The sequence below is a fragment of the Variovorax boronicumulans genome (assembly GCF_009811375.1).
GTDB classification, from domain to species: Bacteria; Pseudomonadota; Gammaproteobacteria; order Burkholderiales; family Burkholderiaceae_C; genus Variovorax; species Variovorax boronicumulans.
Genome location: NZ_BKDH01000001.1, coordinates 179,918 through 202,384, shown reverse-complemented (window position 1 = coordinate 202,384; position 22,467 = coordinate 179,918). Strand labels below are relative to the sequence as shown.

Genomic DNA, 22,467 nt, shown 5'->3' with positions numbered 1-22,467 from the left:
ACGACGTCTCTTCTTACTGAAGCATCGCGGGCGCCGGCGCCAGGCAGCGCTGCACGAAGGCCGAGAGCGCGCCCACGTCGGGAATCTGCACCTCGCGCCGGCCCTTGGTGGCAAAGCCGATGACCTTGTCGCGCGCCAGCCGCGACAGCGCGCGGCTCACGCTTTCGAGTGTCATGCCCAGGTAGTTGCCGATCTCGGCGCGCGTCATGCGCAGCGTGATCTCGTCGGTGCGCATGCCGCGGTCGGCCAGCGACTCGGCCCAGTAGCGCAGGAAGTCGGCCACGCGCGCGTCGGCCGGCAAGGTGCACACCGACATCAGCGAATCGCGGTCGTGCGCGATCTCGCGGCTCATCGCGGCGTGCAGCATCTGCAGCAGCGCGGGGTGTGTGGTGCAGGCGGCCAGCAGCGATTCGTAGGGAACGACCCAGACCTCGCCAGTGTCCATGGCCACGGCGTCGCACACGTAGCGCTGGCCCGCGATGCCGTCGAAGCCCAGCCAGTCGCCGCGAAACTTCAGGCCCACCACCTGCTCGCGGCCGTCGGCCGAGAGATTCACGATCTTGAAGAAGCCCGAGTTCAGGATGTAGAGGTTGCCGAAGCGCTCGCCGGCCTGGTAGATCACGTCGCCCGTGTGCACCATGCGGCGCTGCGGTTGCAGCTGCTCGGCCAGCAGGCGCAGGCGCTCGGCCGTGCGGCGGCCCGCGTCTTCCTTCTGCACCGTCGGAAGGGGCCGAAGCGGGAGGATGGGGTTGGGGCGGGCACTCGTGAGCATGGGGATTCCTCGGCGTTCTGTCTGTCTTGTGTGGCGTTGCCTGCGATCAGGCGATGTCTCGATGCTAGGAAGCGCGAGGCCCCGCAGTGACAACGGCCCGCATCGGTGCGTAACGTCGGGTGAATGCTCTGTGTCCGGCGTGTAACAGCGGGGCGCTCCTTGATGTGCGTCAAGGCCGGCGCGGCCTGGGTGGCTAGCCTCCGCGAGACACATGTCGAACCTTGCCATGCACCCTTCCACCGCCGCGCTGTCGCCCCAGAGAGAGGCCAGCCTGCTGGGCCGCGCCCGGCTGCTCCAGCGCGCCGCGCTCGACGGCACCGCGCCGCCGCGGCTGCTGCGCGGCAAGAACCTCGGCCTGCTCAGCGAGACCGGCGACAGCGCCGCGCTCGCCCTGCTGCGCCAGGCCGCCGAGGAACTGGGCGCGCAGGTCGCGACCATGCGCTCCAGCCTGTCGACCGACACGCCGGTGCAGGAGCTGCAGCACACGGCGCGCATGCTCGGTCGGCTCTACGACGCCGTCGCCTGCGAGGGCATCGATGCCGCGCTGGTGCGCCAGATCGGCCAGCACGCGGGCATTCCGGTGCACGACGGCGCAGCGGCCGACAGCCACCCCACGGCCGCGCTCGCGGGCCTGCTCGGCGAGCGCACGGCGGCGGCGGACAACCGGAGGTTCGTGTTGCAGGCGTTGCTGATCGAGAGCATCGCCTGAGGAGTTAGCGCTTCAGCCGCACCAGTCGGCGATGCGGTGGCTCAGGTCCATCCACAGCGCCTGCAGCGCCACCGCCGCCAATAGCACACCGGCCAGCCGCGCGCCCCAGGCCTGGCGCGTGCCGCTGTCGCCCCACCCGCGCAAGCGCTGCCACAGCCACGGCGCGGCGAGCAGCGACACGCTGCTGCCGAGCGCGAACAGCGCCATCGTCGATGCACCTTGGAGCGGCCCGTTGCCCAGCGCGGCCAGCATGAGTGCCGAATAGAGCAGGCCGCAGGGCATCGCGACCCACAGCGTGCCCGTGGCGAGCACGCCCAGCAGCGAGCCGCCGGCCCTCGGCCGCAGGCGCGCTTCGAGGGCGCGCCCGGCGCGTTGCGCCCACAGCGGCTGGCGGCCCGCGATGGCGAGCACCACGCCCCAGGCGAGCACGAACACATGCAGCATCACCCACAGCGGACGCCAGGCCGCGACCTGCGCACTCGCTGCGCCCAGGCCATGCAGGCTCGCGGCGGCGATGGCACCGGCGGCTGCGTAGCTCGCCATGCGGCCGAGATGGAAGACGACCGGTGCGACGGGATGCACGGCCTGCGCGGGCTTGCCCACCGGCACGATGCGGATCACTGCGGCCGACACCGCGCCGCACATCGCCACGCAGTGCGGCCCGCCGGCGAGCCCCATCAGCAATGCGGCGCCGGCGAGTGCGGGGGATTCCATCGAATCAAACCACGCGCGAAAAGCGCGTGCGCGTCGCGGCGCAGTAGCGGTCGAACACCATCGCCACCGCACGCACGAGGAACCAGCCGGCCTCCGTGACCTCGATGGCGCGCGGCGACAGGCGCACCAACCCTTGTTCGGCCATCGGCACCAGCGCGGCGCGCTCGGGGGCGAAATAGTCCGCAAAGGCGATGCCGTGCGCGGCTTCGACCGCATCGAAGTCCACACGCCCCCGGCACATCAGCGCCATGATGACGTCCCGGCGCAGCACGTCGTCGTCCGACAGCGCGAGCCCCTTGACTACGGGCAGGCGGCCCTGGTCGAGCAGCGCGTAATAGTCCTCCAGCGTCTTCGTGTTCTGGCTGTAGGTCGCGCCCACGCGGCCGATGGCCGATACGCCGAGCGCCACGAGGTCGCCGTCGGGCTGCGTGCTGTAGCCCTGGAAGTCGCGGTGCAGCCGGCCCTCGCGTTTGGCCACCGCCAGCGGGTCGTCGGGCAGCGCGAAGTGGTCCATGCCGATGTAGACGTAGCCGGCCTCGCTGAGCGCTGCAATCGCGCGCCCGAGCATGCGCACGCGCGTGGGCGCATCGGGCAGCTCGTCGGCCGCGATGCGCCGCTGCGGCTTGAAGCGCTCCGGCAGGTGGGCGTAGGCGTACAGCGCGATGCGGTCGGGCCGCAGTTCGCGGATCTGCGCGAGCGTGCGCTCGAACGAAGCATCGTTCTGGCGCGGCAGGCCGTAGATCAGGTCGACATTGATCGAGCGGAAGCCCAACGCGCGCGCCGCGTCCATGAGCGCGAAGACCTGCGCCGCCGGCTGGATGCGGTGCACGGCCTCTTGCACGGCGGGGTCGAAGTCCTGCACGCCGAAGCTTAGGCGGTTGAAGCCGAGCGCGGCCAGCGCCGCGAGGCGCTTCGCGTCCACGGTGCGCGGATCGATCTCGATCGACTGCTCGCCGCCCGGCACGAAGGCGAACGCGCGGCGCAGCAGGGCCACCAGTTCGCCCAGTTCTTCATCGTCGAGAAAGGTCGGCGTGCCGCCGCCCAGGTGCAGCTGGCCGACGGGCGCACCAGGGCCGAGTTGCGCGACCTGCAGCGCCACTTCGCGCGCGAGGTAATCGAGGTACTGCCGCCCGCGCTCGCGGTGCTTCGTCACGACCTTGTTGCAGGCGCAGTAGTAGCACAGCGATTCGCAGAACGGGATGTGCACGTACAGCGACAACGGCTCGCCGGCCGCATCCGCATCGCGCCGCAGGTGCAGCGCCTGCGCGTAGTCGCCGGCGCCGAAGGTCTCGACGAAGCGGTCGGCCGTGGGGTACGAGGTGTAGCGCGGCCCGGGCACGTCGAAGCGGCGCAGCAGCTCGACGGGCAGCACGGACGGGGTCTCGGGAACGCAGGCCACGGGCAGGCTCATGAAGCAGTCTCTTTCTCGGACGGCAACGCCAGCAGCGTGGTGCACGCGCTCGAGGCCGCAGCCATCAGCCAGAACACGAAGAAGGACACGGTGTAGATGCCCTGGCGCGACATGCGCAGCGCATCGGCGCCGCAGTACGAATGGATCGGATCGATCATCGCGAACACCAGCACCTCCATGCCGCAGGCCACGAGGAACGACGGCCACAGGATGCCGGCGATGCGGCGCATGGCACTCATGGGGCAGCCCTCTTGGGCACCGGCACATCGTCCTCGGGCGTGGCCGCGTGGTTGCGTCCGGCCTGCGCCGGCATGCGCCTCTTGTCGGCCAACGTGCGGTTGATCTCGATGCCTTCGCGGTAGTAGTCCTCCGACACCAGCACCTCGGGCGTGCGCAGCGCCAGCCACACGGTCACGATGCTCGCCAGCACCACGGCGGCGGGCCCCGCGATCACCAGCCAGACCAGCGGGTAGCGCCACCAGGGGCCGGAGGTCGCGGGCGCGTTCATCGGCAGGGCATCGTTCATGGGAAGACCTTTCAGCGCGGCACCAGGAAGACCGCTTTTTCGGAAACCTGCGCCGCGCCATCCGCCTGCCGGATGTCGAAGTGCACCGTGTGCGAACCGGCCGGCGCGGCGCCATAAGGCACCTGCAGCCGCACCGCGACCCAGCGCGCCTGCGCGGGCTCGACCTCGATGGCCTCGTCGGGCGAGGCCACGCTCAACCCCTCGATGCCGCGCGCGGCGATGCGGTAGTGCTGCGTGCGCTCGGTCGCGTTCATGATCTGCAGCCGGTAGACGTTCTCCAGCCGACCGCCCTCGACGATGCGCGCCAGCGAGGCGCGGTCGCGCACCACGTCGACCTTCAGCGGCGTGCGCGCGACCAGGCTGGCGAGCAGGCCCGCCACCAGCAGCGCGAGCAATGCGGTGTAGACCAGCACGCGCGGGCGCAGCACGCGGCGCCACAGCTGGCGGCGCGACCAGCCGGCCTCCATGCCGTTCTGCGTGTCGTAGCGGATCAGGCGCGGCGCGTAGCCCATCTTGTCCATCACGCTGTCGCAGGCGTCCACGCACAGGCCGCAGCCGATGCACTCGTACTGCAGGCCCTGGCGGATGTCGATGCCGGTGGGGCACACCTGCACGCACAGGCTGCAGTCGATGCAGTCGCCCAAGGCGGCGCTGCGCGGGTCGACGTTCTTGCGGCGCGGCGCACGCGGCTCGCCGCGCCGCGGGTCGTAGCTGACGATGAGCGTGTCCCGGTCGAACATCGCGCTCTGGAAGCGCGCGTAGGGGCACATGTACTTGCACACCTGCTCACGCATGAAGCCGGCGTTGCCGTACGTGGCAAAGCCGTAGAAGAACACCCAGAACACCTCCCACGAGCCCATCTGCGTCTGCAGGAAGGCCATGCCCAGCTCGCGGATGGGCGTGAAGTAGCCCACGAAGGTGAAGCCGGTCCACAGCGCGATGCCGATCCAGACGAGGTGCTTGAAGGCCTTCTTCACCAGCTTCTCGAGCGAGAACGCGCCGGCGTCGAGCCGGATGCGCGCGCTGCGGTTGCCTTCGATGCGCTGCTCCACCCACAGGAACATCTCGGTGTAGACGGTCTGCGGGCAGGCGTAGCCGCACCACAGGCGGCCGGCCACGGCCGTGAAGAGAAAGAGGGAGAGCGCGCTGATCACCAGCAGCCCCGACAGGTAGATCAGGTCCTGCGGATACAGCACCAGCCCGAAGATGTAGAAGCGCCGCGCGGCCAGGTCGAACAGCACCATCTGCCGCTCGCCCCATTCCACCCAGGGCATGCCGTAGAACACCAGCTGGGTGAGGAAGACCATGGCCCAGCGCCAGCGCGCAAACAGGCCCTGCACGCTGCGCGGGTAGATCTTCTTCGTCGCCTCGTACAGGCCGACCTCCGGCGCGGCGGCGGGCGGCGCACTGACGATCGGGATGACCGTCTTTCGCGTCATGGCGTCCCGGTCGCAGGGTTGGACATGCCCCACACGTAGGAGGCGAGCAGCTTGATCTGCGCCTCGGTCAGGCGGCCTTCCTGCGCGGGCATGGCGCTGTGCTTGCCCTCGTTGATGATCTGCACGATGGCGGCCTCGCCGTAGCCGTGCAGCCAGATGCGGTCGTTCAGGCGCGGGGCGCCCAGCGCCGGGTTGCCCACGCCGCCGATGCCGTGGCAGGCCGCGCAGGCGGCGAACTTGGGCTTGCCCAGGCCCGCGCGCAGCGAATCGTGCGGCTCGCCCGACAGGCTCAGCACATAGTTGGCGACGTTCTTCACGTCGTCGGGCGTGCCGACCATCGCGGCGGCCGGCGGCATGGTGCCGATGCGGCCCTTGGTGATCGACTCGACGATCTTGTCGGGCGTGCCGCCGTGCAGCCAGTCGGCGTCGGTGAGGTTGGGAAAGCCCTTGCTGCCGCGCGCGTCGGAGCCGTGGCATTGCGCGCAGTTGTTCATGAACAGGCGCTCGCCGATGGCGCGGGCCTGCGGGTCGCGCGCGACCTCCTCCAGGGGCATGGGCGCGTAGCGCGCGTACACCGGCGCCAGCGCCTGCGTGGCCTTGGCCACGTCCTGCTGGTACTCGGCGCGCGAGCTCCAGTCGTTCGTGCCGCGGAAGCTGCCCAGGCCCGGGAACACGGCCAGGTAGCCCAGCGAGAAGACGATGGTCAGCACGAACAGGCCCACCCACCACAGCGGCAGCGGGTTGTTGGCTTCGCGCAGGTCTTCGTCCCAGACGTGGCCGGTGGTGTTGTCGGCGTCGGAGGGCACGCGCTTGCGCGCCGTGAGCCACAAGAGCAGCACGCAGCCCAGGATGCTCAGCAGCGAGGCCACGGCCACGTAGCTGGACCAGAAGTTATTGATGAAATCGCTCATCGTGGGGCTCCGCGTCAGTCTTGCTCGAAGGGCAGGCGCGCCGCTTCGGCGAAGCGCTGCGTGTTGCGGCGCGAACAGGCCCAGGCCACGATGCCGATGAAGACGACGAAGCAGGCGATGGTGGCGGCGATGCGCAAGGTGGTGATGTCGGTCATGGGGCGTTGCCTGTTCTTTCTTCTTACTTGAGCGCCAGGCCCAGCGACTGCAGGTAGGCCACGGTGGCATCCATGTCGGTCTTGCCGGCCACCTCGTCGGCGGCCTTGGCAATCTCTTCGTCGGTGTAGGGCACGCCCACCGTGCGCAGCGCGCGCATGCGGGTGGCGATGCTGCCGGCGTCGACCAGCCCCTTCTCCAGCCACGGGTAGGCCGGCATGTTCGACTCGGGCACGAGGTCGCGCGGGTTGTTCAGGTGGATGCGGTGCCACTCGTCGCTGTACTTGCCACCCACGCGGTGCAGGTCGGGGCCGGTGCGCTTGCTGCCCCACTGAAAGGGGTGGTCGTACACGAACTCGCCGGCCACCGAGTAGTGGCCGTAGCGCAGCGTCTCCGAGCGGAAGGGGCGGATCATCTGCGAGTGGCAGTTGTAGCAACCCTCGCGCAGGTACACGTCGCGGCCGGCCAGCTGCAGCGGCGTGAGCGGCTTCACGCCCTCCACGGCCTCGGTGGTCGACTTCTGGAAGAACAGCGGCACGATCTCCACGAGGCCGCCGATGGCCACCACCAGCAGGATCAGCACGATCATCAGCAGGTTGTTGGTCTCGACCTTCTCGTGCGTGAAGCCGGTGGCGGCGGGCGCGGGGGTCTTGTTGTCAGGTGCGTTCATCGTGCGTCTTCAAAGGCTTCGGGGCTTCAGGCGTGGGCGGCGGCAACGGCCGGGATCTCGGCGCGCACCGAGCGCCCGGTGATCACGGTCATCCAGACGTTCCAGGCCATGACCAGCATGCCGCCCAGGTACAGCACGCCGCCGATCACGCGCACCAGGTAATAGGGGAAGGTGGCCTTCACGCTTTCGACGAAGGTGTAGGTCAGCGTGCCGTCGGCATTGATCTCGCGCCACATGAGGCCCTGCATCACGCCGGCGATCCACATCGCGGCGATGTACAGCACGATGCCGATGGTGGCCATCCAGAAGTGCACGTCGATGGCGCGCACGCTGTACATGGCGAGGCGGCCGTACATGCGCGGGATCAGGTAGTACAGCGACCCCATGGTGATGAAGCCCACCCAGCCCAGCGCGCCGGAGTGCACGTGGCCCACGGTCCAGTCGGTGTAGTGGCTCAGGGCGTTGACGGTCTTGATGGACATCATCGGGCCCTCGAAGGTCGACATGCCGTAGAACGACAGCGCGACGATCAGAAAGCGCAGGATCGGGTCGGTGCGCAGCTTGTGCCAGGCGCCCGAGAGCGTCATCACGCCGTTGATCATGCCGCCCCAGCTGGGCGCCAGCAGGATCAGCGAGAACACCATGCCCAGCGACTGCGTCCAGTCGGGCAGCGCGGTGTAGTGCAGGTGGTGCGGGCCGGCCCACATGTAGGTGAAGATCAGCGCCCAGAAGTGCACGATCGACAGCCGGTACGAGTACACCGGGCGCCCCGCCTGCTTGGGGATGTAGTAGTACATCATTCCCAGGAAGCCGGCCGTGAGGAAGAAGCCCACGGCGTTGTGGCCGTACCACCACTGCACCATCGCGTCCTGCACGCCGGCGTAGGCCGAGTAGCTCTTCATCCAGCCGGCCGGAATGGCCGCGCTGTTGACGATGTGCAGCAATGCCACCGCGATGATGAAGGCGCCGTAGAACCAGTTGGCCACGTAAATGTGGCGCACCTTGCGCAGGCCGATGGTGCCGAAGAACACGATGGCGTAGGCCACCCAGACCACCGCGATCAGGATGTCGATGGGCCATTCGAGCTCGGCGTATTCCTTGCCGCTGGTGTAGCCCAGTGGCAGGCTGATGGCGGCGGCGACGATCACCAGCTGCCAGCCCCAGAACACGAACGAGGCCAGTGCCGGCGCGAACAGCCGGACCTGGCAGGTGCGCTGCACCACGTGGAAGCTCGTGGCCATGAGCGCGCAGCCGCCGAAGGCGAAGATCACCGCGTTGGTGTGCAGCGGGCGCAGGCGGCCGTAGCTGAGCCAGGGAATGCCGAGGTTGAGCTCGGGCCAGGTCAGCTGCGAGGCGATGATCACGCCAACCAGCATGCCGACCACCCCCCAGACCACCGACATGAGTGCGAACTGCCGCACGACGGTGTCGTCGTAGATGGCCGCGGGAGGGTGCGTGGTCTGCTGCATCGTGGTGCCCGTAGATGTGGTTTGCGGGCAGTGTCTGCCCGCGTCGCCCGGGCAGGCTTGATGCAGATCAAGCCATCAATCGCTGTGTCAGTCGTTGTTCAGGATGCGGTCGCCCTCGACCTCGATGTCTTCGAACTGGCCGCGTTCGATGGCCCACCAAAGGCCTCCGAGGATCGCCAGAACGAGCACCACCGACAGCGGCACGAGCAGGAACAGCACGTCCATCAGGCCACCGCCGCTTTCCCTGGTGCAGCGAGCCGCGCCGCGTTGAGCACCACCAGCAGCGAGCTCGCCGCCATGCCCAGCCCGGCGAGCCAGGGCGGCAGCCAGCCGGCCACGGCCAGCGGCACGCACACGGCGTTGTAGGCCGCGGCCCAGAACAGGTTCTGGCGCACCACGCGCAGCGTGCGGCGCGCCTGCGCCACGGCCGCGGGAATGGCCTGCAGCGCATCGCCGAGCACCACGAAGTCCGAACGTGCGCGCGACAGCGGCACGGCGTGGCCGAAGGCGAACGAGGCATTGGCGCGCGCCAGGCTCGGGCCGTCGTTCAGGCCGTCGCCGACCATCGCCACCTCGCGCCCAGCCGCCTGCAATTGCCACAGCACCTCGAGCTTGTCTTCGGGTGCGCAATCACCCTGCACCGCCGCGATGCCGGCCTGCGCGCCGATGGCACGCGCCGCGTTCTCGCGGTCGCCCGAGAGCAGGCGCACCGACAGCCCCTGCGCCTGCAGCGCCGCCACGGCCTGCGTGGCGTCGGGGCGCAGCTCTTCGGCGAGCACGAAGCTGGCGAGCCAGCCCTCGTCGTCGCTCAGGTGGATCTGCGCCGCATCGACCTGCAGCGGCGGCACCTCGCAGAAGGCCGCCGAGCCCAGGCGCACGGGGCGCGCGCCGTGGTCGTCCACCGCATCGCGCCGGTGCAGCGAGGCCGCCACGCCCTGCCCCACCGTCTCGCGCAGCTGCGTCGCCGACCAGGCCGGCGGCGCACGGAACTGCGCCTGCCAGGCGTTGACGAGCGCACGCGCCGCCGGATGCAGCGACAGCGCCGCGAGCGCCGCGCCGATCTCCAGCGCATCGCCCGGGCGCAGGCCCTGGCGGCAGTACACGCGCTCCAGTCGCGGCGTGTCGCCCGTGAGCGTGCCGGTCTTGTCGAACACCACGGTGTCGACGCCGGCCAGCGCTTCGAGCGCCTGCAGGTTCGACGTGAGCACGCCGCCGCGCGCCAAGGCACCCGCGCTCGCGAGCATCGCGGCCGGCGTGGCGAGCGACAACGCGCACGGGCAGGTGACGATCAGCACCGCCACCGCGACCATCAGCGCCTTGCCGGGATCGACCGCCCACCACAGCGCGCCCGCGCCGAACGCGCAGGCCAGCACGGCGATGAGAAAGGGCCGCGCCACGCGGTCGGCGAGGCGGGCCAGGCGCGGCTTGTCGAGCGCGGCGTTTTCCATGAGCCGCACGATCTGCGCGAAGCGCGTGCCCTCGCCCACCGAGGCGATGCGCACCTGCACCACGGCCGAGAGGTTGTGGCTGCCTGCGAGCACGCGGTCGCCGCAGGGGCGCGGCACGGGGCGCGACTCGCCGGTGAGCAGCGCCTCGTCGGCGGTGGTGTCGCCGTCGATCACCGTGCCGTCGGCCGGAAAGGCCTCGCCCGGGCGCACGCGCACCACGTCGCCCGCCGCGAGCCGACGCACCGCCACGCGGGTCCATTCGCCATCAGGCCCGCGGCGCTCCACGCTGTCGGGCAGCCGGTGCATCAGCGCCTCGAGCGCGCCGGCCGTGCGGTCGCGCAGCCGCGCCTCGAGCCAGCGGCCGGTGAGCAGGAAGAAGACGAACATCGTCAGCGAATCGAAGTAGACCTCGTGCCCCAGCGGCCCCGTGGGGTCGAAGGTGGCGGCCGTGCTCACCACGAAGGTGATGACCACACCGAAGGTCACGGGCAGGTCCATGCCGACACGGCCGATGCGCAGGTCACGCCAGGCGCTGCGAAAGAAGGGCCCGCACGAGAACAGCACCACGGGCAGGCTGAGCACCCACGAGGCCCAGCGCAGCAGCTGCGCCGCATCGGCCGTCATGTCGCCGGGGTGCGCGACGTAGGCCGGGTAGGCGTACATCATCACCTGCATCATGCAAAAGCCCGCGACCAGCCAGCGCCACAGCGCCATGCGCAGTTCGCGCGTGCGCGTCTCGCGCGCGCTGCGGCTGCCGGCCGGCAGCAAGGGGTAGCCCGCGCGCGCGCTGGCCTCGAACCAGCGCGAAGGCCGCGTGGCCGTGGCCGACCACACGACGCGCGCGCGCCGGCTCGCGGCATTCACCTGGACCTCGGCCACGCCGGGCACCTGCGCCAGCGCGGCCTCGACGGTGAAGGCGCAGCCCGCGCAGTGCATGCCCTCGACCGCCACCTGCGATTCCCAGCGGCCCGTGCCGGCCTCCAGCGGGCGGCCGAACGCGGCCCACTCGGCGGGGTCGTCGAGCAGCTGCCAGGCGTCGGCGCGGGCGTCACTCCCGGCGGACGATGGAACGGACGGAAACGGCGCGAGCGCGGCGGAAGCTTGCATCGGGGCAGGCTAAATGCCGGGCCGATGCAAGCGTTTGATCTGCATCAAGGTTCGTGACGGAGGCTGGGGCCGCGCAGGACCGTCAGTCAGTCAGGCGGGCGTCTTCGCGAGCTCCACCGGCGGCGTGCCGGCCTTGAACATGCTCGCCAGCTGCTTGCGCAGTTCGGGCGTGTCGGTGTGGCCGTGCACGGCCACGGCGTGCTGGACGGCGGCATCGAGCAGTTCGCCTTCGGAGTCGGCGCAGAGCGCGACACTGCAGTTCATCGTGCTCGGGTACTCGCGGCAGTCGATGTATTGGCGGGACATGGCGCCTCCTTTGTCCTTACGGACGTGCTTCGAAGATCAGGTTGAAAGGCGTCTCGCTGGCGCGGCGGAAGTGCGAGAAGCCGCCCTGCGAGACGACGTCGCGCAGGCGCGCTTCACCGGCCTGCGCCCCCAGGCACAGGCCCACTTCCTGCGAACGCGAGGCCGGCGTGCAGATGAAGCTGGAGGCCGAATAGAACACGCGCCCCACCGGGTTGATGTTGTCCTCCAGCCGGTCGTTGGCAAAGGGCTCGACGATCATCCACGTGCCCTGCGGCTTGAGGGTGCGCCGCACGTGCGCCGCCGCACCGACGGGGTCGCCCATGTCGTGCAGGCAGTCGAAGACGGCGACCAGGTCGTAGTCTTCGCCGGGGAAATCCTTGGCGCTCGCGACCTCGAAGCGCAGGCGCTTTTCATCGTCGACACCGGCCTTGCGCGCGGTTTCGCGCGCACGCTCGATCGACGGCGCGTGATAGTCGAAGCCGACGAAGCTGGATTGGGGATAGGCCTGCGCCATCAGCAGCGTCGAGGCACCGTGCCCGCAGCCCACGTCCGCCACGCGCGCGCCGCTTTTCAGCAAGGGCTCGATGCCTTCGAGCGCCGGAATCCACTGGCTCACCAGGTTGGCCGCGTAGCCGGGCCGGAAGAAGCGCTCGGTGCCATGGAACAGGGCCACGTCGTGCTCGTGCCAGCCGATGCCCAGGCCCGTGCGCATGGCCTGGACCATCTTGGGAATGATCTTGAACTGCGCCACGGCGATCTGGAACGCGCCGGGCACGAAGGCCGGGCTGCCTTCCTCGGCCAGCGCGAAAGCCTGTTCCTCGGTCAGCGAGAACAACTCGCCTTTCGGGTCGTACTCGACATAGCCGCTGGCGGCCTGGGCCGAGAGCCATTCGCGCAGGTAGCGCGCGTCGGTCTCGGTGCGGCGGGCCAGCTGCTCCGCGGTGGCGGGGCCTTCGGCCAGCGCCTTGTACAGGCCGAGCTGGTCGCCGACGACGATGGTGGCCGCGTGCATCACGGCCCCGATGTCGTGGACGAAGTTACCCATGAACGCGTTAAGCCGTGTTTCGTCGATGGCCATGTGTATCCCCTTCGTCGACAAGCGACTGGCGCGCCCGCTGCCTGCCTATACTGAATTCGAGGCAAAGGGCCTGCGAGCATCCTGTCTCTCGATGCGTGCGGGCGCCATACGCAGCAATGCGTATGCACCGTGAAAGGGCATGCCATGACGCACCTGTCGCGCAACGATTGGGCGAGCGCGCTTCGCCTGCTGGACAAACTGGAGTCCGGCCATGTGCCCGTGCGGCATCGCAGCGCCGACGCGCATCCCACGCGCACCACCCGCCGCATCGCCAAGGCGCCGGGCCGGCGCGAATTGCGCCGCGCCGCCCAGCAGGCCGACTACTGCCGGCGCGTGGGGCTGGAGCATGCGATGGCGGTGGCCTTCCTGTACCGGCTGGCCTGCCGCGCCCCGACGCCGTTGCCGGATGCACAGCCTGCCGGCCTCACGCCGCGCGAGGGCGATGTCATGCACTGGCTCTCGCAGGGCAAGACCGACGCCGAGATCGCCGCGCTGCTGACGATCAGCCCCCGCACCGTGCACAAGCACCTGGAGCATGTCTACGTGAAGCTGGGCGTGGAGACGCGCACGGCCGCCGTGATGCGCGCGCTCGCCATGGGCCGATCTGTCTGAAGAAGAGAGATCGGCTCCTTCCCCCTACTCGATGCGGAAGACGAACTCCTGCGTCGCCAGCACCTCCGCGTCGCCCGTGGTCTGGCATTCGTAGCGCATCACCGCGGCGCGCACGGCCGAGTGGTACACGCGCGGCCCCGACAGGAAGCGCACCTCCTGTACATGGCCGCCCTTGATGCGCACCTCGGCCTTGACCACGCCGCCGATGCCTTCGTCCATCGCCTTGCGCGGCATCTCGGGCTTGACCTGCCGCGGGCAGGCCACCGCGATGTCGGTGGTGGTCGCCTTCGGCGGGGCCGGCGGCGCGGGGGGCGCCGGCGGTGCGGCCGGCGGCGGCGGCACGGGCTCGGTGTTCTGCACGGCGGTGATCGCGGGCGCCGACGTGGCGGGCGGTGTCACGGCCGGCGGCGGCACGTAGGCCGGGCGCGGCGGTGGCGGGGCCTTGGGCGTTTCCTGGCGCACGATCTTCTTCGGCGGCGGGGGCGGCGGTGGCGGGGGTGGCGGCGGCTTGATCTCGCTGATGATGGTCGCGTCCATCGGCTTCTTGATCAGCTCGACCGTCTGGCGCGCCAGCCCCGACACGAGCGCGTAGCCCACGCCGACGTGGAACAGCACCATCACCGCGATGCCCACGGGCCCGAAGCGCGATTTCGGGTTGAAGTCCTTGCGGGAGCGCTTCATGGGATGAACTGCTCCGCGCCCACGATGCCCAGCTTGCTCACGCCCGTGCGCTGCGCCGAGGCCATCACGCCGGCCACCACCTCGTACTTGGCGCGGCGGTCGGGCCGCAGGTGCACCTCGGGCTGCACCGCCTGCGCGGCGACCTGCTCGAAGCGCCGTTCCATCTCCGTGCGGTCGGCCAGCGGCTCGCCGTTCCACTGCACGACGCTGAGCGCGTCGATGTCGATGCGCAGCACCTCGGGCTTGAGGTCGCTGGGCGGCGGGTTGCCCGTGGGCATGTTCAGGTTCACCGAATGCAGCTGGATCGGAATGGTGATGATCAGCATGATCAGCAGCACCAGCATCACGTCGATGAGCGGCGTGGTGTTGATGTCCATCATCGGCTCGTCGGAAGGCGTGCTGCTGCGCCGCCCCTGCTTCTGTTTTCTTGGCATGGCTTGCTTGTCTCGCTGTCTGCTCGTCTCAGTTGCGCGCGGGCGGCTCGGTGATGAAGCCCACCTTGGCGATCCCGGCCGCCTGGCAGGCGTAGATGATCCGGCCCACCGGCTCGTAGTCGGAATGCCAGTCGCCGCGGATGTGCACCTCGGGCTGCGGGTTCAGGGCCGCCACCTTGGTGAGCCGCGCCACCAGTGCGGGCGTGCCCTGCACCGGCGTGTCGTACCAGTAGGTGCGGCCGGCGGCGTCCACCGAGATCACGACGGTCTCGGGCTTGCTCTCGCGCACCTCGTTGCGCTCCTTCGGCACCGCGACGGGCACCGAGTAATTGACCACCGGGATGGTGATGAGAAAGATGATCAGCAGCACCAGCATCACGTCGACCAGCGGCGTGGTGTTGATGGCCGCGATGGCCTGTTCCTCGTCTCCCCCGGAGGCCGGGATGTTCATCGCCATGGCGCGATCCGCTTGCGTGCGCGCGCGCGCGTCAGGCCGCGGCGCTGCCGGCCAGGATCACGGAATGCAGCTCGCCGCTGAACTCGCGCACGTCGTCCATCACGGTGATGTTGCGGCGCAGGAGCCAGTTGTAGCCCAGCACCGCGGGCACGGCCACGGCCAGGCCGATGGCGGTCATGATGAGCGCCTCGCCCACCGGGCCCGCCACCTTGTCGATCGAGGCCTGCCCCGCCACGCCGATGGCGGTGAGCGCGTGGTAGATGCCCCAGACGGTGCCGAACAGCCCGACGAAGGGCGCGGTGGAACCCACGGTGGCCAGCAGCGACATGCCGTTGCCCAGGCGCCGCTGCACGCGCTCGGTGGCGCGGTGGATGCACAGGTCGACGAAGTCGGCGAAGTCGACCTTGCCGCGCAGGCCGTCGTGCTTCTGCGTGGCCTGCATGCCGGCGTCGGCGATGAAGCGGAACGGGCTGCCCTCGGCCAGCCGCGCGGTGCCGGCCTGCACGGTGCCCGCGTTCCAGAACTCGTTGTCGACCGCGCGCGCCTGGCGGCCCATGCGCATCTGCTCGAGCAGCTTGGTGACGATCACGTACCAGCTGCCCATCGACATGATCGCCAGGATGGCGAGCACGGCCTTGGCGACGGCATCGCTCTGCGACCAGAGCGCGCCCACGCCGTAGGGGTTGTCGACCTTGGCTGTGGCGGTCGGTGCGGCAACCGGGGCGGCAGGCTTTTCGGGCACCGCCACGGGCGCCGGCGCGGCAGCAGCCGCGCTGGCCGCGGCTTGCGGCGCCGGCTGCGTCTGGGCGCCTGCGAGTTGCGGCGCGCTGCCCAGGCCGAGGGCCAGAACAAAGGGCGCGGCCACGGCCGTCAGCCGTGCAAGGAATGTCTTCGTCATCGTTGTCTTCTCCAGAAAAATTGATTGGCTTCAGGCGCCGGTCTGCCAGCCGTGCGCCTTGTCCCAGACCGCCTGCACGCCGCTGCCCGCGCCGTCCACCACGTGGTAGCGGTCGTAGGGCGCGGCCGTCATGCAGGCGTGGTGCGGCAGCACGCGCACGCGGGCGCCCAGGGGCAGCGCGCGGAACATGGCCTGTGCGTCGTCGTCGCCTTCACAGGCGATCAGCCCGTGCTCCTGATGCAGTTCGGCCACGCACAGGCCGGGCAGCGGCACCGTGCCGTCGGCCCGGCACACCAGGCCGAAGCCCAGGCCGGCGCGGAACTCGGCCGCCGACTGGTCCTTCGACAGCGCGAGCGCGCCGGCATCGATCAGCACGCGGCGCGAGCGCGGGTTGTGGCCGATCACCGTGGCCAGCACCGACAGCGCGATGTCGTCCACGCCGCAGATGCCGCGCGCCGCCTGGTCCAGGTCGAAGAAGGTGTAGACGCCGGGGCGCATCTCGGTGACGCCCTCGAGCGACTGCGCGCACACGGCCGTGGGCGTGGAGCCCACGCTCACCACCTCGACCGGGATACCGACCGCGCGCAGCCGTTCGGCCGCATGCACGGCGCCGGCGCGTTCGGCCTCGGCGATGGCGCGGATCGCCGTGCCGCCCTGCACGTGGTAGCTGTGGCCCGCATGCGTGAGCACGCCGGCCAGCGCCAGCGATTCGCTGCGCTGCACCTCGCGCGCGAGCGACAGCAAGCCGTCGTCGCGCGGACCGACACCGCCGCGGCCGCCGCCCGTGTCGATCTCGAGCAGCACGCGAAAGCTCGCACCCAGCGCCCGCGCGCGGGCACCGGCCGCCTGCACCGCCTCGACCGAATCGGCCAGCAGCGTCACGCGCGCGCCGTGCGTGCGCTGGATGTCGTGCAGCGCCTCGATCTTGTTCGCGTCGATGCCCACGGCGTAGGTCAGGTCGGTGAAGCCGTGGCGCGCGAAGTAGGCGGCCTCGGCCACGGTCGACACCGTGAGCCCGCCGGCCTGCCCGCGCGTGGCGCGCCGCGCCACTTCGGCCGACTTGGCGGTCTTCAGGTGCGGGCGCAGCGCCACGCCGTGGCGCGCCGCGCGCTGCGCCATCGCCTCGCAGTTGCGTTCGAGCACGCCGACATCGAGCAGCAGCGCGGGCGTGGTGAGTTCGGCCAGGGGCGTCATCGGCCGGTTCCGGAGGCGACCTGCGCCATCACGGCGTCGATTTCCTCGGCCACGCGCTGAACCAGCGGCGCCAGCAGCACCAGCGTCATGTGCGCGGCGCCTTCGATGCAGGCCAGGCGGCGTTGCGTCGACAGCGCCGCATGCGCTTCCTGGAACTCGGGCCAGCGCTGCTGCACCGCGGCGATCGCGGGGTCGGCACCGGCCGGCAGCGGCTGCTGCTTCGCCCACAGCACGGCCAGCGGACGCGAGCCGAAGTCGGGCGACGCGGCCGCCTGGCGCGCGACGTGCGGCAGGCCGCGCACCTCGGCCACCATGGTGTCGAGCGCTTCGGGCGTGTAGGTCGCCTTCATCTGGCGCAGCACCTGCGGCATGTCGGCGAACAGGGCCTCGATGGGCGCCTGCTCCGGCGGCGGCGGGCCGCCGGCCTGGAAGTCCGCGCGCTTGACGCGCTCGGCCGCGAACTGCGATTCGGGCGGATGCTCGTACATCGCGAACTGGTCGGGGTGGCTGGCGTCGAGCATCACCACGCCTGCGACCTGTTGCGGGTACAGGCCCGCGTAGACGCGGTTCAGCAGGCCGCCGAGCGAATGGCCGACGAGCACGATCGGTCCCGTCACGCCGGCGGCTGCGAGCAGCGCGTGCAGGCGGTGCGCGGTGCGCTCGCCGTCGAAGGGCGCGTCGTCGGCCTCGCTCCAGCCCATGCCGGCGCGGTCGTAGCTGATCACCGGGTGCTTGGCCGCCAGCGCCTGCTGCAGGCGCGCGTAGGTCGGCGAGGCGCAACCGCCGCCGGCCTCGATCACGAGCGTGGGCTGCGCCGCGCTGGCCGGCACGGGGCCGCTGCGCTGCAGGTGCATCGCGCGGCCGTCGATGGTGTAAAGCTCGCCGGGCGCGGCCATGTGGTGCGGGCGACCGGGTTGCTCCACGCGCGGCCAGTAGTCCAGGTCGCGCACGCGGTACGGCAGGTTGGCGAAGTCGGTGCTCAGCGAGGCCGGCGTCGACACGTACAGCACCGACTTGGCCAGGGGCCCGAACTCCGCGTGGAAGTGCTGCGCCGACTTCACGATGACCAGCTTCTTGCCCGCCAGGTCGATGCCCAGGCCCGTGAAGAGATCGGCGCCGATGACCTGGTTGCGCTTGCTGATGAGCACGATGTCCACGCCGTCGGCCGCCTGCACCCACACGCACGGGCCCATGGGCGTGCGCACGCCCGAGAGGCCGCCCTGCGAATGCGCCTCCACCACGTTCATCACGGTCACGTGCAGGTCGATCGGGTCGCCCGAGGCCGGGCCGCACTTGCCGCCCAGGCGCAGCTCGAAGCTCGCGCCCACGCCCGCGTCGCGGCACAGCTGCACCGCGCCCAGGTCCCACACGCCGCCGAAGGCCACGTCGCCGATGCCGCGCTCGACCACGGCGCGCAGCATGAAGGTGCTGTCGCTGGTGGCGCCGCCGCCGGGGTTGTCGGCGGTGTCGGCGATGACGACGGGGCCGCCCTGCACGGCCATGGCTTTGGCGAGCGTCTCCTCGATCGAGAGCGAGGGCACGCCGGTCTCGTGGCGCAGGTCCCAGAAGCCGCGGCCGAGTTCTTCGGCGAGCTTGGCGGCCAGCGCGGGGTCGTTGTCCGTCACCACCCACAGCTTGGCGCCCGACTCGGGCACGTCGGCCCAGGGGAAGCCATGGCCCAGCGACACCGAGAGCACGCCCGGCAGCTTTTCGGCGTCCTGCATGCGGCGCACGAAGCCGGCCATCGGTTCGCGCGTGGTGTGCCACTTGCCGACCATGCGGCAGTCGTGCACGGCGGTCACGGGCTTCACGCGGCCCTGCGCGGTGTCGACCACGATGCGGATCAGCTCGGTCAGGCGTTCGAACGCATCGGTGTGCGGATATTCCTTGTAGCAAATGATGGCGTCGGCCGTGTTCAGCATCTTCTGCGTGAAGTGGCAGTGCAGGTCGAGCGACACACCGATGGGCACGTTCGGCCCGACGATCTCTCGCACGCGCGAGATCACGTCGCCTTCGCAGTCGTCGTAGCCGTCGGCCACCATCGCGCCGTGCAGCACGAGGATCACGCCGTCGACCGGGCCGGCCTGGCGCAGGTCGTCCAGGATTTCATCGCGCAGGCGCTCGTACACGCTGCGCACGGTGCGACCCAGCGGCTGCGCGAAGGCCAGCAGGCTCTCGACCGTTTCATGGCCTTCGGCGGCGAGCTGCCGGCGCACTTCCACCGCGTACAGGCCGTAGCCGGTGGCGTCGCGCGTGCTGGCGTCGCCGCGGAAGATGCCGTATTCCTCGTAGCTGCCCAGGCCGGTGGGGGCGGAGACGAAGGTGTTGGTCTCGGTGGCGAACAGGGTGGTGAAGAACTTCATGCGCGGGGCTCCTGGCGGGCAAGGTGGATGTTTCGCGAGCGCGTGGTGGCGAACAGCAGTCCCACGACCCGGCCGCCCTTGCGCTCCACGTTGAGAACCGATTTGCCCAGCTGGGCCAGCACCGGGTCGACCGAGGCGAGCGTGGCCACGTCGGCCGACAGCGGCGTCAGCACGCACGCGTGCTGGCCGTGGCGGCCCTGCACCGTGAGCTGCAACCGGCCGTCGACCAGCACCATCCGCGCGGTGGCGTCGAGGTCGGGGCTGGTGTAGTCGCCGCACAGTTCGTCGGCCAGCGACGCGGCATCGGGCGCGGTCTCGGGCAGGCGCTCGAAGCGGCGCGGCTGGCCGCCTTCGTGCAGCACGAAGGCATCGGGTGCGCGTTGCGGGTCGATGTCGGCGGTGTCGATCACGAGGTCGTTCGTCGGCAGGTCCTGCAGGCCCAGCCAGAGCTTGCCGTCGCCCTGGTTCAGGGGCCTGGCCTCGCCGGCTTGCCACGACAGCGCCAGCTTGCCGGCCACGTCCGCAAAGCCCAGCAGGCCGCCGGTGGAGGGTGCGTGGTAGCGCTGGCCGGGCAGCGCGGGGAAGGCGCTGGCCAGCGGACGCACCTCGGGCGGCGCGAGCGCGTCCCCCAGCAGCAGCTCGATCACCTTGAGGGCCAACGCCGACGGCGACACGGGCGCGCCGTTCACCATGGCGATGATGTCCAGCCCGTGGCTGGGCACGCTGATCATCTGCGACTGCGCGCCGAGCACGGCGCCCGCGTGGTGCACGATCTCGACGCCGCGGTACGGGTGGCGCGCGAGGCCGAAGCCGTAGTTCACCTGCGAGCCCGACGACAGCGTGGTGGGCGCCGACAGCAGGGCCCAGCTCTTTGCGCTGCCCACGATCTTCTCGCTGCCGTGCATGTGGGCGAGCCAGCGCAGCATGTCGTCCGCCGTCGACACCAGCGAGCCGCCGCCGTCGAGTTCGCACGGGTACAGGCCGCGGCGCCAGCCGCCGCCGGGCGCGGGCATGTACAGGCCGGCCATGCCGGGGACCACGTCCAGGTCGGTCACCACCGACGAGGTGTCCGCCATGCCGAGCGGGTCGAAGAGGCGCGCCTTCAGGAAGTCGTTGAAGCTCTTGCCGCTCACGCGCTCGACGATCTTGGCCAGCAGGAAGTAGCCGCCGTTGCTGTAGACCATGTGCGTGCCGGGCTCGAAGTTCAGCTCGCTCTGGCGCGCCATGGCCGGCAGGCCCGGGCCGGGCAGCGTGAACGTGAGGCCGTGCGCAATGGCCCACAGCTCGTCGTGGCCGCGCCAGCCGCTGGTGTGCGTGAGCAGGTGGCGCAGCGTGGGGCCGTTGGCGCTCAGCTGCGGCAGCTCGGGCAGGTATTTCTGCACCGGGTCTTCCACGTCGAGCAGGCCGTCTTCCGCCAGCAGCAGCACGGCCATGGCCGTGAAGTGCTTGCTGGTGGAGGCGATGCGCATGCGCGTGGTCGGCGTGAGCGCCACGCCCATCTCCAGGCTGGCCATGCCGACGGCGCGGCGGTACAGCAGGCGGCCGTGCTGTGCGATGGCCAGCACCAGGCCGGGCGCGTCGCTGCGGTTCAGGGGCGCCACCAGCGCGTCGATGGCGGCCAGTGCGGAGGCGGTGTCAGGAAGAGAGGCTGAAGGGTGTGGTTGTGACATGGAGGAACAACGAACGATGAAAGAGGGGGAGCGGAATCTCGACGCGGAAGGCTCAGTTCGGCTTCGCCTCGCGCATCAGGCGCACGAACGGGCCTTCGGCGGCGCGCAGCACCATGGCGCCCAGGCTGCCGCCGACCAGCGTGGTCACGACGATGGACACCGCCAGCCCGTTGGGCATCGACTTGAGGGCGTCCGACAACATGCCGACCACGAGCGGCCCCACCACGCCGAAGGGCAGGCTGGCCAGCGTGAGCATGGCGATCGTGCGGGCGCGCAGGTGCGGCGGCGCCGCGTCCTGCAGCACGTTGGGCAGCAGCACCGCGCTGCCGATGAGCGGCACCACCAGCAGGCCCAGCAGCGCGAAGTTGTGGTTGGCCGAACTCGTGAACAGCAGCAGCGTCGACATCAGTGCCGCCGAAAGATTGCCCAGCATGATCAGCCGCAGCGCCGCGGCCGGCCCCATGCGCGGCTGCACGTAGCGCATCGACAGCACGCCCAGCAGGCCGCCGGCCACCGTGCCGCACAGGAAGGCCAGGCCCATGCCCTGCCCCATCTGCACCGGCGTGACGCCGTAGGTGCGCGCCGTGAGGATCGGCAGCCAGGTGCCCAGCGAGCTCAGGCCCACGCTGGTCAGGCCCACGCCGACCACCAGGCCCGCGAAGGTGCGCCAGTGCTGGCGCAGGTGCTGGCGCAGGGTCGTGGCGCCCGGTGCGTCGGCGGCCGGTGCCCCGGGCGTTGCTTTGGCTTCCAGTGCGCCGCCGCGCGGCGTGCGCCGGATCGACAGCACCAGCAGCGTCACCGGAATGCCGGCGCTGGCCAGCACGAAGAAGGTCAGGCGCCAGGCTTCGAGCTGTTGCATCGCCATCGGCAGCCAGGGCCGCAGGTCGTCGGTGAGGTGCACGATGGTGCCGCCCAGCAGCGCGCCCAGCGCACTGCCGAAGATGGCCGACAGCGCGAACACCGCATTCGCCAGCACCCGCTGCGCCCGCGGGAACAGGTCGGGGATCATGCTGTTGGTGATGGGCGTGAGGCCCGCCTCGCCCACGCCCAGGCCGACGGAGGCGACGAACAGCACGCCGTAGTCCATGGCCGTGCCGCGCATGGCGGTGGCGGCGCTCCACAGCACCACGCAGGCCGCGAGCACCACGCGCCGGTCGTAGCGGTCGCTGAGCCAGCCCAGCGGCAAGGTGGCGATGCCGGTGAACAGCACGATGCCCGCGCCCTGCAGCAGCCCGAGCTGCGTGTCGGAGAGCGACAGCGTCTGGCGGATCGGCTCCGTCAGCAGCGTGAGGATGACCTTGTCGATCGAGCCCAGCACCGTCGCGATGATGAGCACCGCCAGCGCATACCAGGCGCTGGTGGGCGCCTTGCGGGTCGTTTCCAGGGCCGCAGGGGCGGCCGCATCCAGCGGCATCGGTGCCGCGAACGGTGGGAGGCCCGACATG

24 protein-coding genes are annotated in these 22,467 nt (G+C 70.6%); 2 read left to right on the top strand and 22 right to left on the bottom strand.

Going from position 1 to position 22,467, the window contains the following annotated elements:
- Window positions 1-13: 13 nt before the first annotated feature.
- A complete protein-coding gene (locus VHAB30_RS00990) occupies window positions 14-772 on the bottom strand; it encodes a Crp/Fnr family transcriptional regulator (protein ID WP_235926378.1) in 759 nt (252 codons plus the stop codon).
- A gap of 226 nt (window positions 773-998) precedes the next feature.
- Here VHAB30_RS00990 and VHAB30_RS00985 point away from each other — a divergent pair, with 226 nt between their 5' ends.
- The gene (locus VHAB30_RS00985) at window positions 999-1,481 is read left to right on the top strand and encodes a Rossmann-fold NAD(P)-binding domain-containing protein (protein ID WP_235926376.1); all 483 of its coding nucleotides are present in this window, start codon (window positions 999-1,001) and stop codon (window positions 1,479-1,481) included.
- Between the two features lie 12 nt (window positions 1,482-1,493).
- On the opposite strand, the gene VHAB30_RS00980 is transcribed toward VHAB30_RS00985, so the two are convergent.
- The 13 genes from VHAB30_RS00980 to VHAB30_RS00920 all read right to left on the bottom strand — a co-directional run bounded on the left by VHAB30_RS00980 (window position 1,494) and on the right by VHAB30_RS00920 (window position 12,713).
- Window positions 1,494-2,195, bottom strand: coding sequence for a sulfite exporter TauE/SafE family protein (locus tag VHAB30_RS00980; protein ID WP_159275503.1), 702 nt, complete (start codon window positions 2,193-2,195; stop codon window positions 1,494-1,496).
- Between the two features lie 4 nt (window positions 2,196-2,199).
- Window positions 2,200-3,606, bottom strand: a complete 1,407-nt coding sequence (hemN, locus tag VHAB30_RS00975; RefSeq protein ID WP_159275502.1) for an oxygen-independent coproporphyrinogen III oxidase — start codon at window positions 3,604-3,606, stop codon at window positions 2,200-2,202.
- Window positions 3,603-3,845, bottom strand: coding sequence for a hypothetical protein (locus tag VHAB30_RS00970; protein ID WP_062481687.1), 243 nt, complete (start codon window positions 3,843-3,845; stop codon window positions 3,603-3,605). The genes hemN and VHAB30_RS00970 overlap by 4 nt, the downstream gene beginning before the upstream one ends.
- Window positions 3,842-4,132 (bottom strand): FixH family protein, encoded by a 291-nt coding sequence (locus VHAB30_RS00965; protein ID WP_159275501.1) that lies wholly within the window; start codon window positions 4,130-4,132, stop codon window positions 3,842-3,844. The genes VHAB30_RS00970 and VHAB30_RS00965 overlap by 4 nt, the downstream gene beginning before the upstream one ends.
- Window positions 4,133-4,143: 11 nt before the next feature.
- Window positions 4,144-5,571 carry a cytochrome c oxidase accessory protein CcoG gene (ccoG, locus tag VHAB30_RS00960; RefSeq protein WP_159275500.1) on the bottom strand — a complete coding sequence of 476 codons (1,428 nt, stop codon included), beginning with the start codon at window positions 5,569-5,571 and terminating at the stop codon, window positions 4,144-4,146.
- Entirely contained in the window at window positions 5,568-6,482 is a 915-nt protein-coding gene (gene ccoP / locus VHAB30_RS00955; RefSeq protein WP_159273071.1) for a cytochrome-c oxidase, cbb3-type subunit III, read from the bottom strand. Before ccoP ends, ccoG begins: the two co-directional genes overlap by 4 nt.
- Window positions 6,483-6,496: 14 nt before the next feature.
- Window positions 6,497-6,637 carry a cbb3-type cytochrome oxidase subunit 3 gene (locus tag VHAB30_RS00950; RefSeq protein ID WP_062481697.1) on the bottom strand — a complete coding sequence of 47 codons (141 nt, stop codon included), beginning with the start codon at window positions 6,635-6,637 and terminating at the stop codon, window positions 6,497-6,499.
- Window positions 6,638-6,660: 23 nt separating this feature from the next.
- Window positions 6,661-7,305, bottom strand: a complete 645-nt coding sequence (gene ccoO, locus VHAB30_RS00945) for a cytochrome-c oxidase, cbb3-type subunit II (RefSeq protein ID WP_159275499.1) — start codon at window positions 7,303-7,305, stop codon at window positions 6,661-6,663.
- A gap of 26 nt (window positions 7,306-7,331) precedes the next feature.
- A complete protein-coding gene (gene ccoN / locus VHAB30_RS00940) occupies window positions 7,332-8,774 on the bottom strand; it encodes a cytochrome-c oxidase, cbb3-type subunit I (protein WP_095746592.1) in 1,443 nt (480 codons plus the stop codon).
- 87 nt (window positions 8,775-8,861) lie between these two features.
- Window positions 8,862-8,999, bottom strand: coding sequence for a cbb3-type cytochrome oxidase assembly protein CcoS (gene ccoS / locus VHAB30_RS00935; protein ID WP_062481719.1), 138 nt, complete (start codon window positions 8,997-8,999; stop codon window positions 8,862-8,864).
- Window positions 8,999-11,329, bottom strand: coding sequence for a heavy metal translocating P-type ATPase (locus VHAB30_RS00930; protein WP_159275498.1), 2,331 nt, complete (start codon window positions 11,327-11,329; stop codon window positions 8,999-9,001). Before VHAB30_RS00930 ends, ccoS begins: the two co-directional genes overlap by 1 nt.
- A 90-nt stretch (window positions 11,330-11,419) precedes the next feature.
- Complete coding sequence (locus VHAB30_RS00925) at window positions 11,420-11,635, bottom strand: DUF1059 domain-containing protein (protein WP_070062088.1); 216 nt, start codon at window positions 11,633-11,635, stop codon at window positions 11,420-11,422.
- A 16-nt stretch (window positions 11,636-11,651) separates the two neighbouring features.
- On the bottom strand, window positions 11,652-12,713 hold the full coding sequence (locus VHAB30_RS00920; protein WP_159275497.1) for a class I SAM-dependent methyltransferase: 1,062 nt from the start codon (window positions 12,711-12,713) through the stop codon (window positions 11,652-11,654).
- A gap of 144 nt (window positions 12,714-12,857) precedes the next feature.
- On the opposite strand from VHAB30_RS00920, the gene VHAB30_RS31300 reads away from it, so the two are divergent.
- Window positions 12,858-13,325, top strand: a complete 468-nt coding sequence (locus VHAB30_RS31300) for a helix-turn-helix transcriptional regulator (protein ID WP_159275496.1) — start codon at window positions 12,858-12,860, stop codon at window positions 13,323-13,325.
- 24 nt (window positions 13,326-13,349) lie between these two features.
- Here VHAB30_RS31300 and VHAB30_RS00910 read toward each other — a convergent pair whose 3' ends face one another.
- From VHAB30_RS00910 to VHAB30_RS00875, 8 genes are read right to left on the bottom strand one after another with little or no spacing between them, the layout of a single operon-like run.
- A complete protein-coding gene (locus tag VHAB30_RS00910) occupies window positions 13,350-14,006 on the bottom strand; it encodes an energy transducer TonB (protein WP_070062086.1) in 657 nt (218 codons plus the stop codon).
- On the bottom strand, window positions 14,003-14,440 hold the full coding sequence (locus VHAB30_RS00905) for an ExbD/TolR family protein (RefSeq protein WP_062477298.1): 438 nt from the start codon (window positions 14,438-14,440) through the stop codon (window positions 14,003-14,005). The genes VHAB30_RS00910 and VHAB30_RS00905 overlap by 4 nt, the downstream gene beginning before the upstream one ends.
- A 28-nt stretch (window positions 14,441-14,468) precedes the next feature.
- Entirely contained in the window at window positions 14,469-14,897 is a 429-nt protein-coding gene (locus tag VHAB30_RS00900) for an ExbD/TolR family protein (RefSeq protein ID WP_139702541.1), read from the bottom strand.
- Between the two features lie 31 nt (window positions 14,898-14,928).
- On the bottom strand, window positions 14,929-15,795 hold the full coding sequence (locus VHAB30_RS00895; protein ID WP_159275495.1) for a MotA/TolQ/ExbB proton channel family protein: 867 nt from the start codon (window positions 15,793-15,795) through the stop codon (window positions 14,929-14,931).
- Window positions 15,796-15,825: 30 nt separating this feature from the next.
- Window positions 15,826-16,989, bottom strand: coding sequence for an alanine racemase (locus VHAB30_RS00890; RefSeq protein ID WP_159275494.1), 1,164 nt, complete (start codon window positions 16,987-16,989; stop codon window positions 15,826-15,828).
- The gene (locus VHAB30_RS00885; protein ID WP_159275493.1) at window positions 16,986-19,352 is read right to left on the bottom strand and encodes an alpha/beta fold hydrolase; all 2,367 of its coding nucleotides are present in this window, start codon (window positions 19,350-19,352) and stop codon (window positions 16,986-16,988) included. Before VHAB30_RS00885 ends, VHAB30_RS00890 begins: the two co-directional genes overlap by 4 nt.
- Window positions 19,349-21,022 (bottom strand): serine hydrolase domain-containing protein, encoded by a 1,674-nt coding sequence (locus VHAB30_RS00880; protein ID WP_159275492.1) that lies wholly within the window; start codon window positions 21,020-21,022, stop codon window positions 19,349-19,351. The genes VHAB30_RS00885 and VHAB30_RS00880 overlap by 4 nt, the downstream gene beginning before the upstream one ends.
- Before the next feature lie 52 nt (window positions 21,023-21,074).
- Window positions 21,075-22,466: an MFS transporter gene (locus VHAB30_RS00875; protein WP_159275491.1), complete on the bottom strand. Its 1,392-nt coding sequence runs from the start codon at window positions 22,464-22,466 to the stop codon at window positions 21,075-21,077.
- Window position 22,467 lies beyond the last annotated feature (1 nt).

Excerpts from the sequence above, each read along its gene's own strand:
- VHAB30_RS00990 (WP_235926378.1), bottom strand. The coding sequence starts at position 772 with ATGCTCACGAGTGCCCGCCCCAACCCCATCCTCCCGCTTCGGCCCCTT.
- VHAB30_RS00985 (WP_235926376.1), top strand. The coding sequence starts at position 999 with ATGCACCCTTCCACCGCCGCGCTGTCGCCCCAGAGAGAGGCCAGCCTG.
- VHAB30_RS00980 (WP_159275503.1), bottom strand. The coding sequence starts at position 2,195 with ATGGAATCCCCCGCACTCGCCGGCGCCGCATTGCTGATGGGGCTCGCC.
- hemN (WP_159275502.1), bottom strand. The coding sequence starts at position 3,606 with ATGAGCCTGCCCGTGGCCTGCGTTCCCGAGACCCCGTCCGTGCTGCCC.
- VHAB30_RS00970 (WP_062481687.1), bottom strand. The coding sequence starts at position 3,845 with ATGAGTGCCATGCGCCGCATCGCCGGCATCCTGTGGCCGTCGTTCCTC.
- VHAB30_RS00965 (WP_159275501.1), bottom strand. The coding sequence starts at position 4,132 with ATGAACGATGCCCTGCCGATGAACGCGCCCGCGACCTCCGGCCCCTGG.
- ccoG (WP_159275500.1), bottom strand. The coding sequence starts at position 5,571 with ATGACGCGAAAGACGGTCATCCCGATCGTCAGTGCGCCGCCCGCCGCC.
- ccoP (WP_159273071.1), bottom strand. The coding sequence starts at position 6,482 with ATGAGCGATTTCATCAATAACTTCTGGTCCAGCTACGTGGCCGTGGCC.
- VHAB30_RS00950 (WP_062481697.1), bottom strand. The coding sequence starts at position 6,637 with ATGACCGACATCACCACCTTGCGCATCGCCGCCACCATCGCCTGCTTC.
- ccoO (WP_159275499.1), bottom strand. The coding sequence starts at position 7,305 with ATGAACGCACCTGACAACAAGACCCCCGCGCCCGCCGCCACCGGCTTC.
- ccoN (WP_095746592.1), bottom strand. The coding sequence starts at position 8,774 with ATGCAGCAGACCACGCACCCTCCCGCGGCCATCTACGACGACACCGTC.
- ccoS (WP_062481719.1), bottom strand. The coding sequence starts at position 8,999 with ATGGACGTGCTGTTCCTGCTCGTGCCGCTGTCGGTGGTGCTCGTTCTG.
- VHAB30_RS00930 (WP_159275498.1), bottom strand. The coding sequence starts at position 11,329 with ATGCAAGCTTCCGCCGCGCTCGCGCCGTTTCCGTCCGTTCCATCGTCC.
- VHAB30_RS00925 (WP_070062088.1), bottom strand. The coding sequence starts at position 11,635 with ATGTCCCGCCAATACATCGACTGCCGCGAGTACCCGAGCACGATGAAC.
- VHAB30_RS00920 (WP_159275497.1), bottom strand. The coding sequence starts at position 12,713 with ATGGCCATCGACGAAACACGGCTTAACGCGTTCATGGGTAACTTCGTC.
- VHAB30_RS31300 (WP_159275496.1), top strand. The coding sequence starts at position 12,858 with ATGACGCACCTGTCGCGCAACGATTGGGCGAGCGCGCTTCGCCTGCTG.
- VHAB30_RS00910 (WP_070062086.1), bottom strand. The coding sequence starts at position 14,006 with ATGAAGCGCTCCCGCAAGGACTTCAACCCGAAATCGCGCTTCGGGCCC.
- VHAB30_RS00905 (WP_062477298.1), bottom strand. The coding sequence starts at position 14,440 with ATGCCAAGAAAACAGAAGCAGGGGCGGCGCAGCAGCACGCCTTCCGAC.
- VHAB30_RS00900 (WP_139702541.1), bottom strand. The coding sequence starts at position 14,897 with ATGGCGATGAACATCCCGGCCTCCGGGGGAGACGAGGAACAGGCCATC.
- VHAB30_RS00895 (WP_159275495.1), bottom strand. The coding sequence starts at position 15,795 with ATGACGAAGACATTCCTTGCACGGCTGACGGCCGTGGCCGCGCCCTTT.
- VHAB30_RS00890 (WP_159275494.1), bottom strand. The coding sequence starts at position 16,989 with ATGACGCCCCTGGCCGAACTCACCACGCCCGCGCTGCTGCTCGATGTC.
- VHAB30_RS00885 (WP_159275493.1), bottom strand. The coding sequence starts at position 19,352 with ATGAAGTTCTTCACCACCCTGTTCGCCACCGAGACCAACACCTTCGTC.
- VHAB30_RS00880 (WP_159275492.1), bottom strand. The coding sequence starts at position 21,022 with ATGTCACAACCACACCCTTCAGCCTCTCTTCCTGACACCGCCTCCGCA.
- VHAB30_RS00875 (WP_159275491.1), bottom strand. The coding sequence starts at position 22,466 with ATGTCGGGCCTCCCACCGTTCGCGGCACCGATGCCGCTGGATGCGGCC.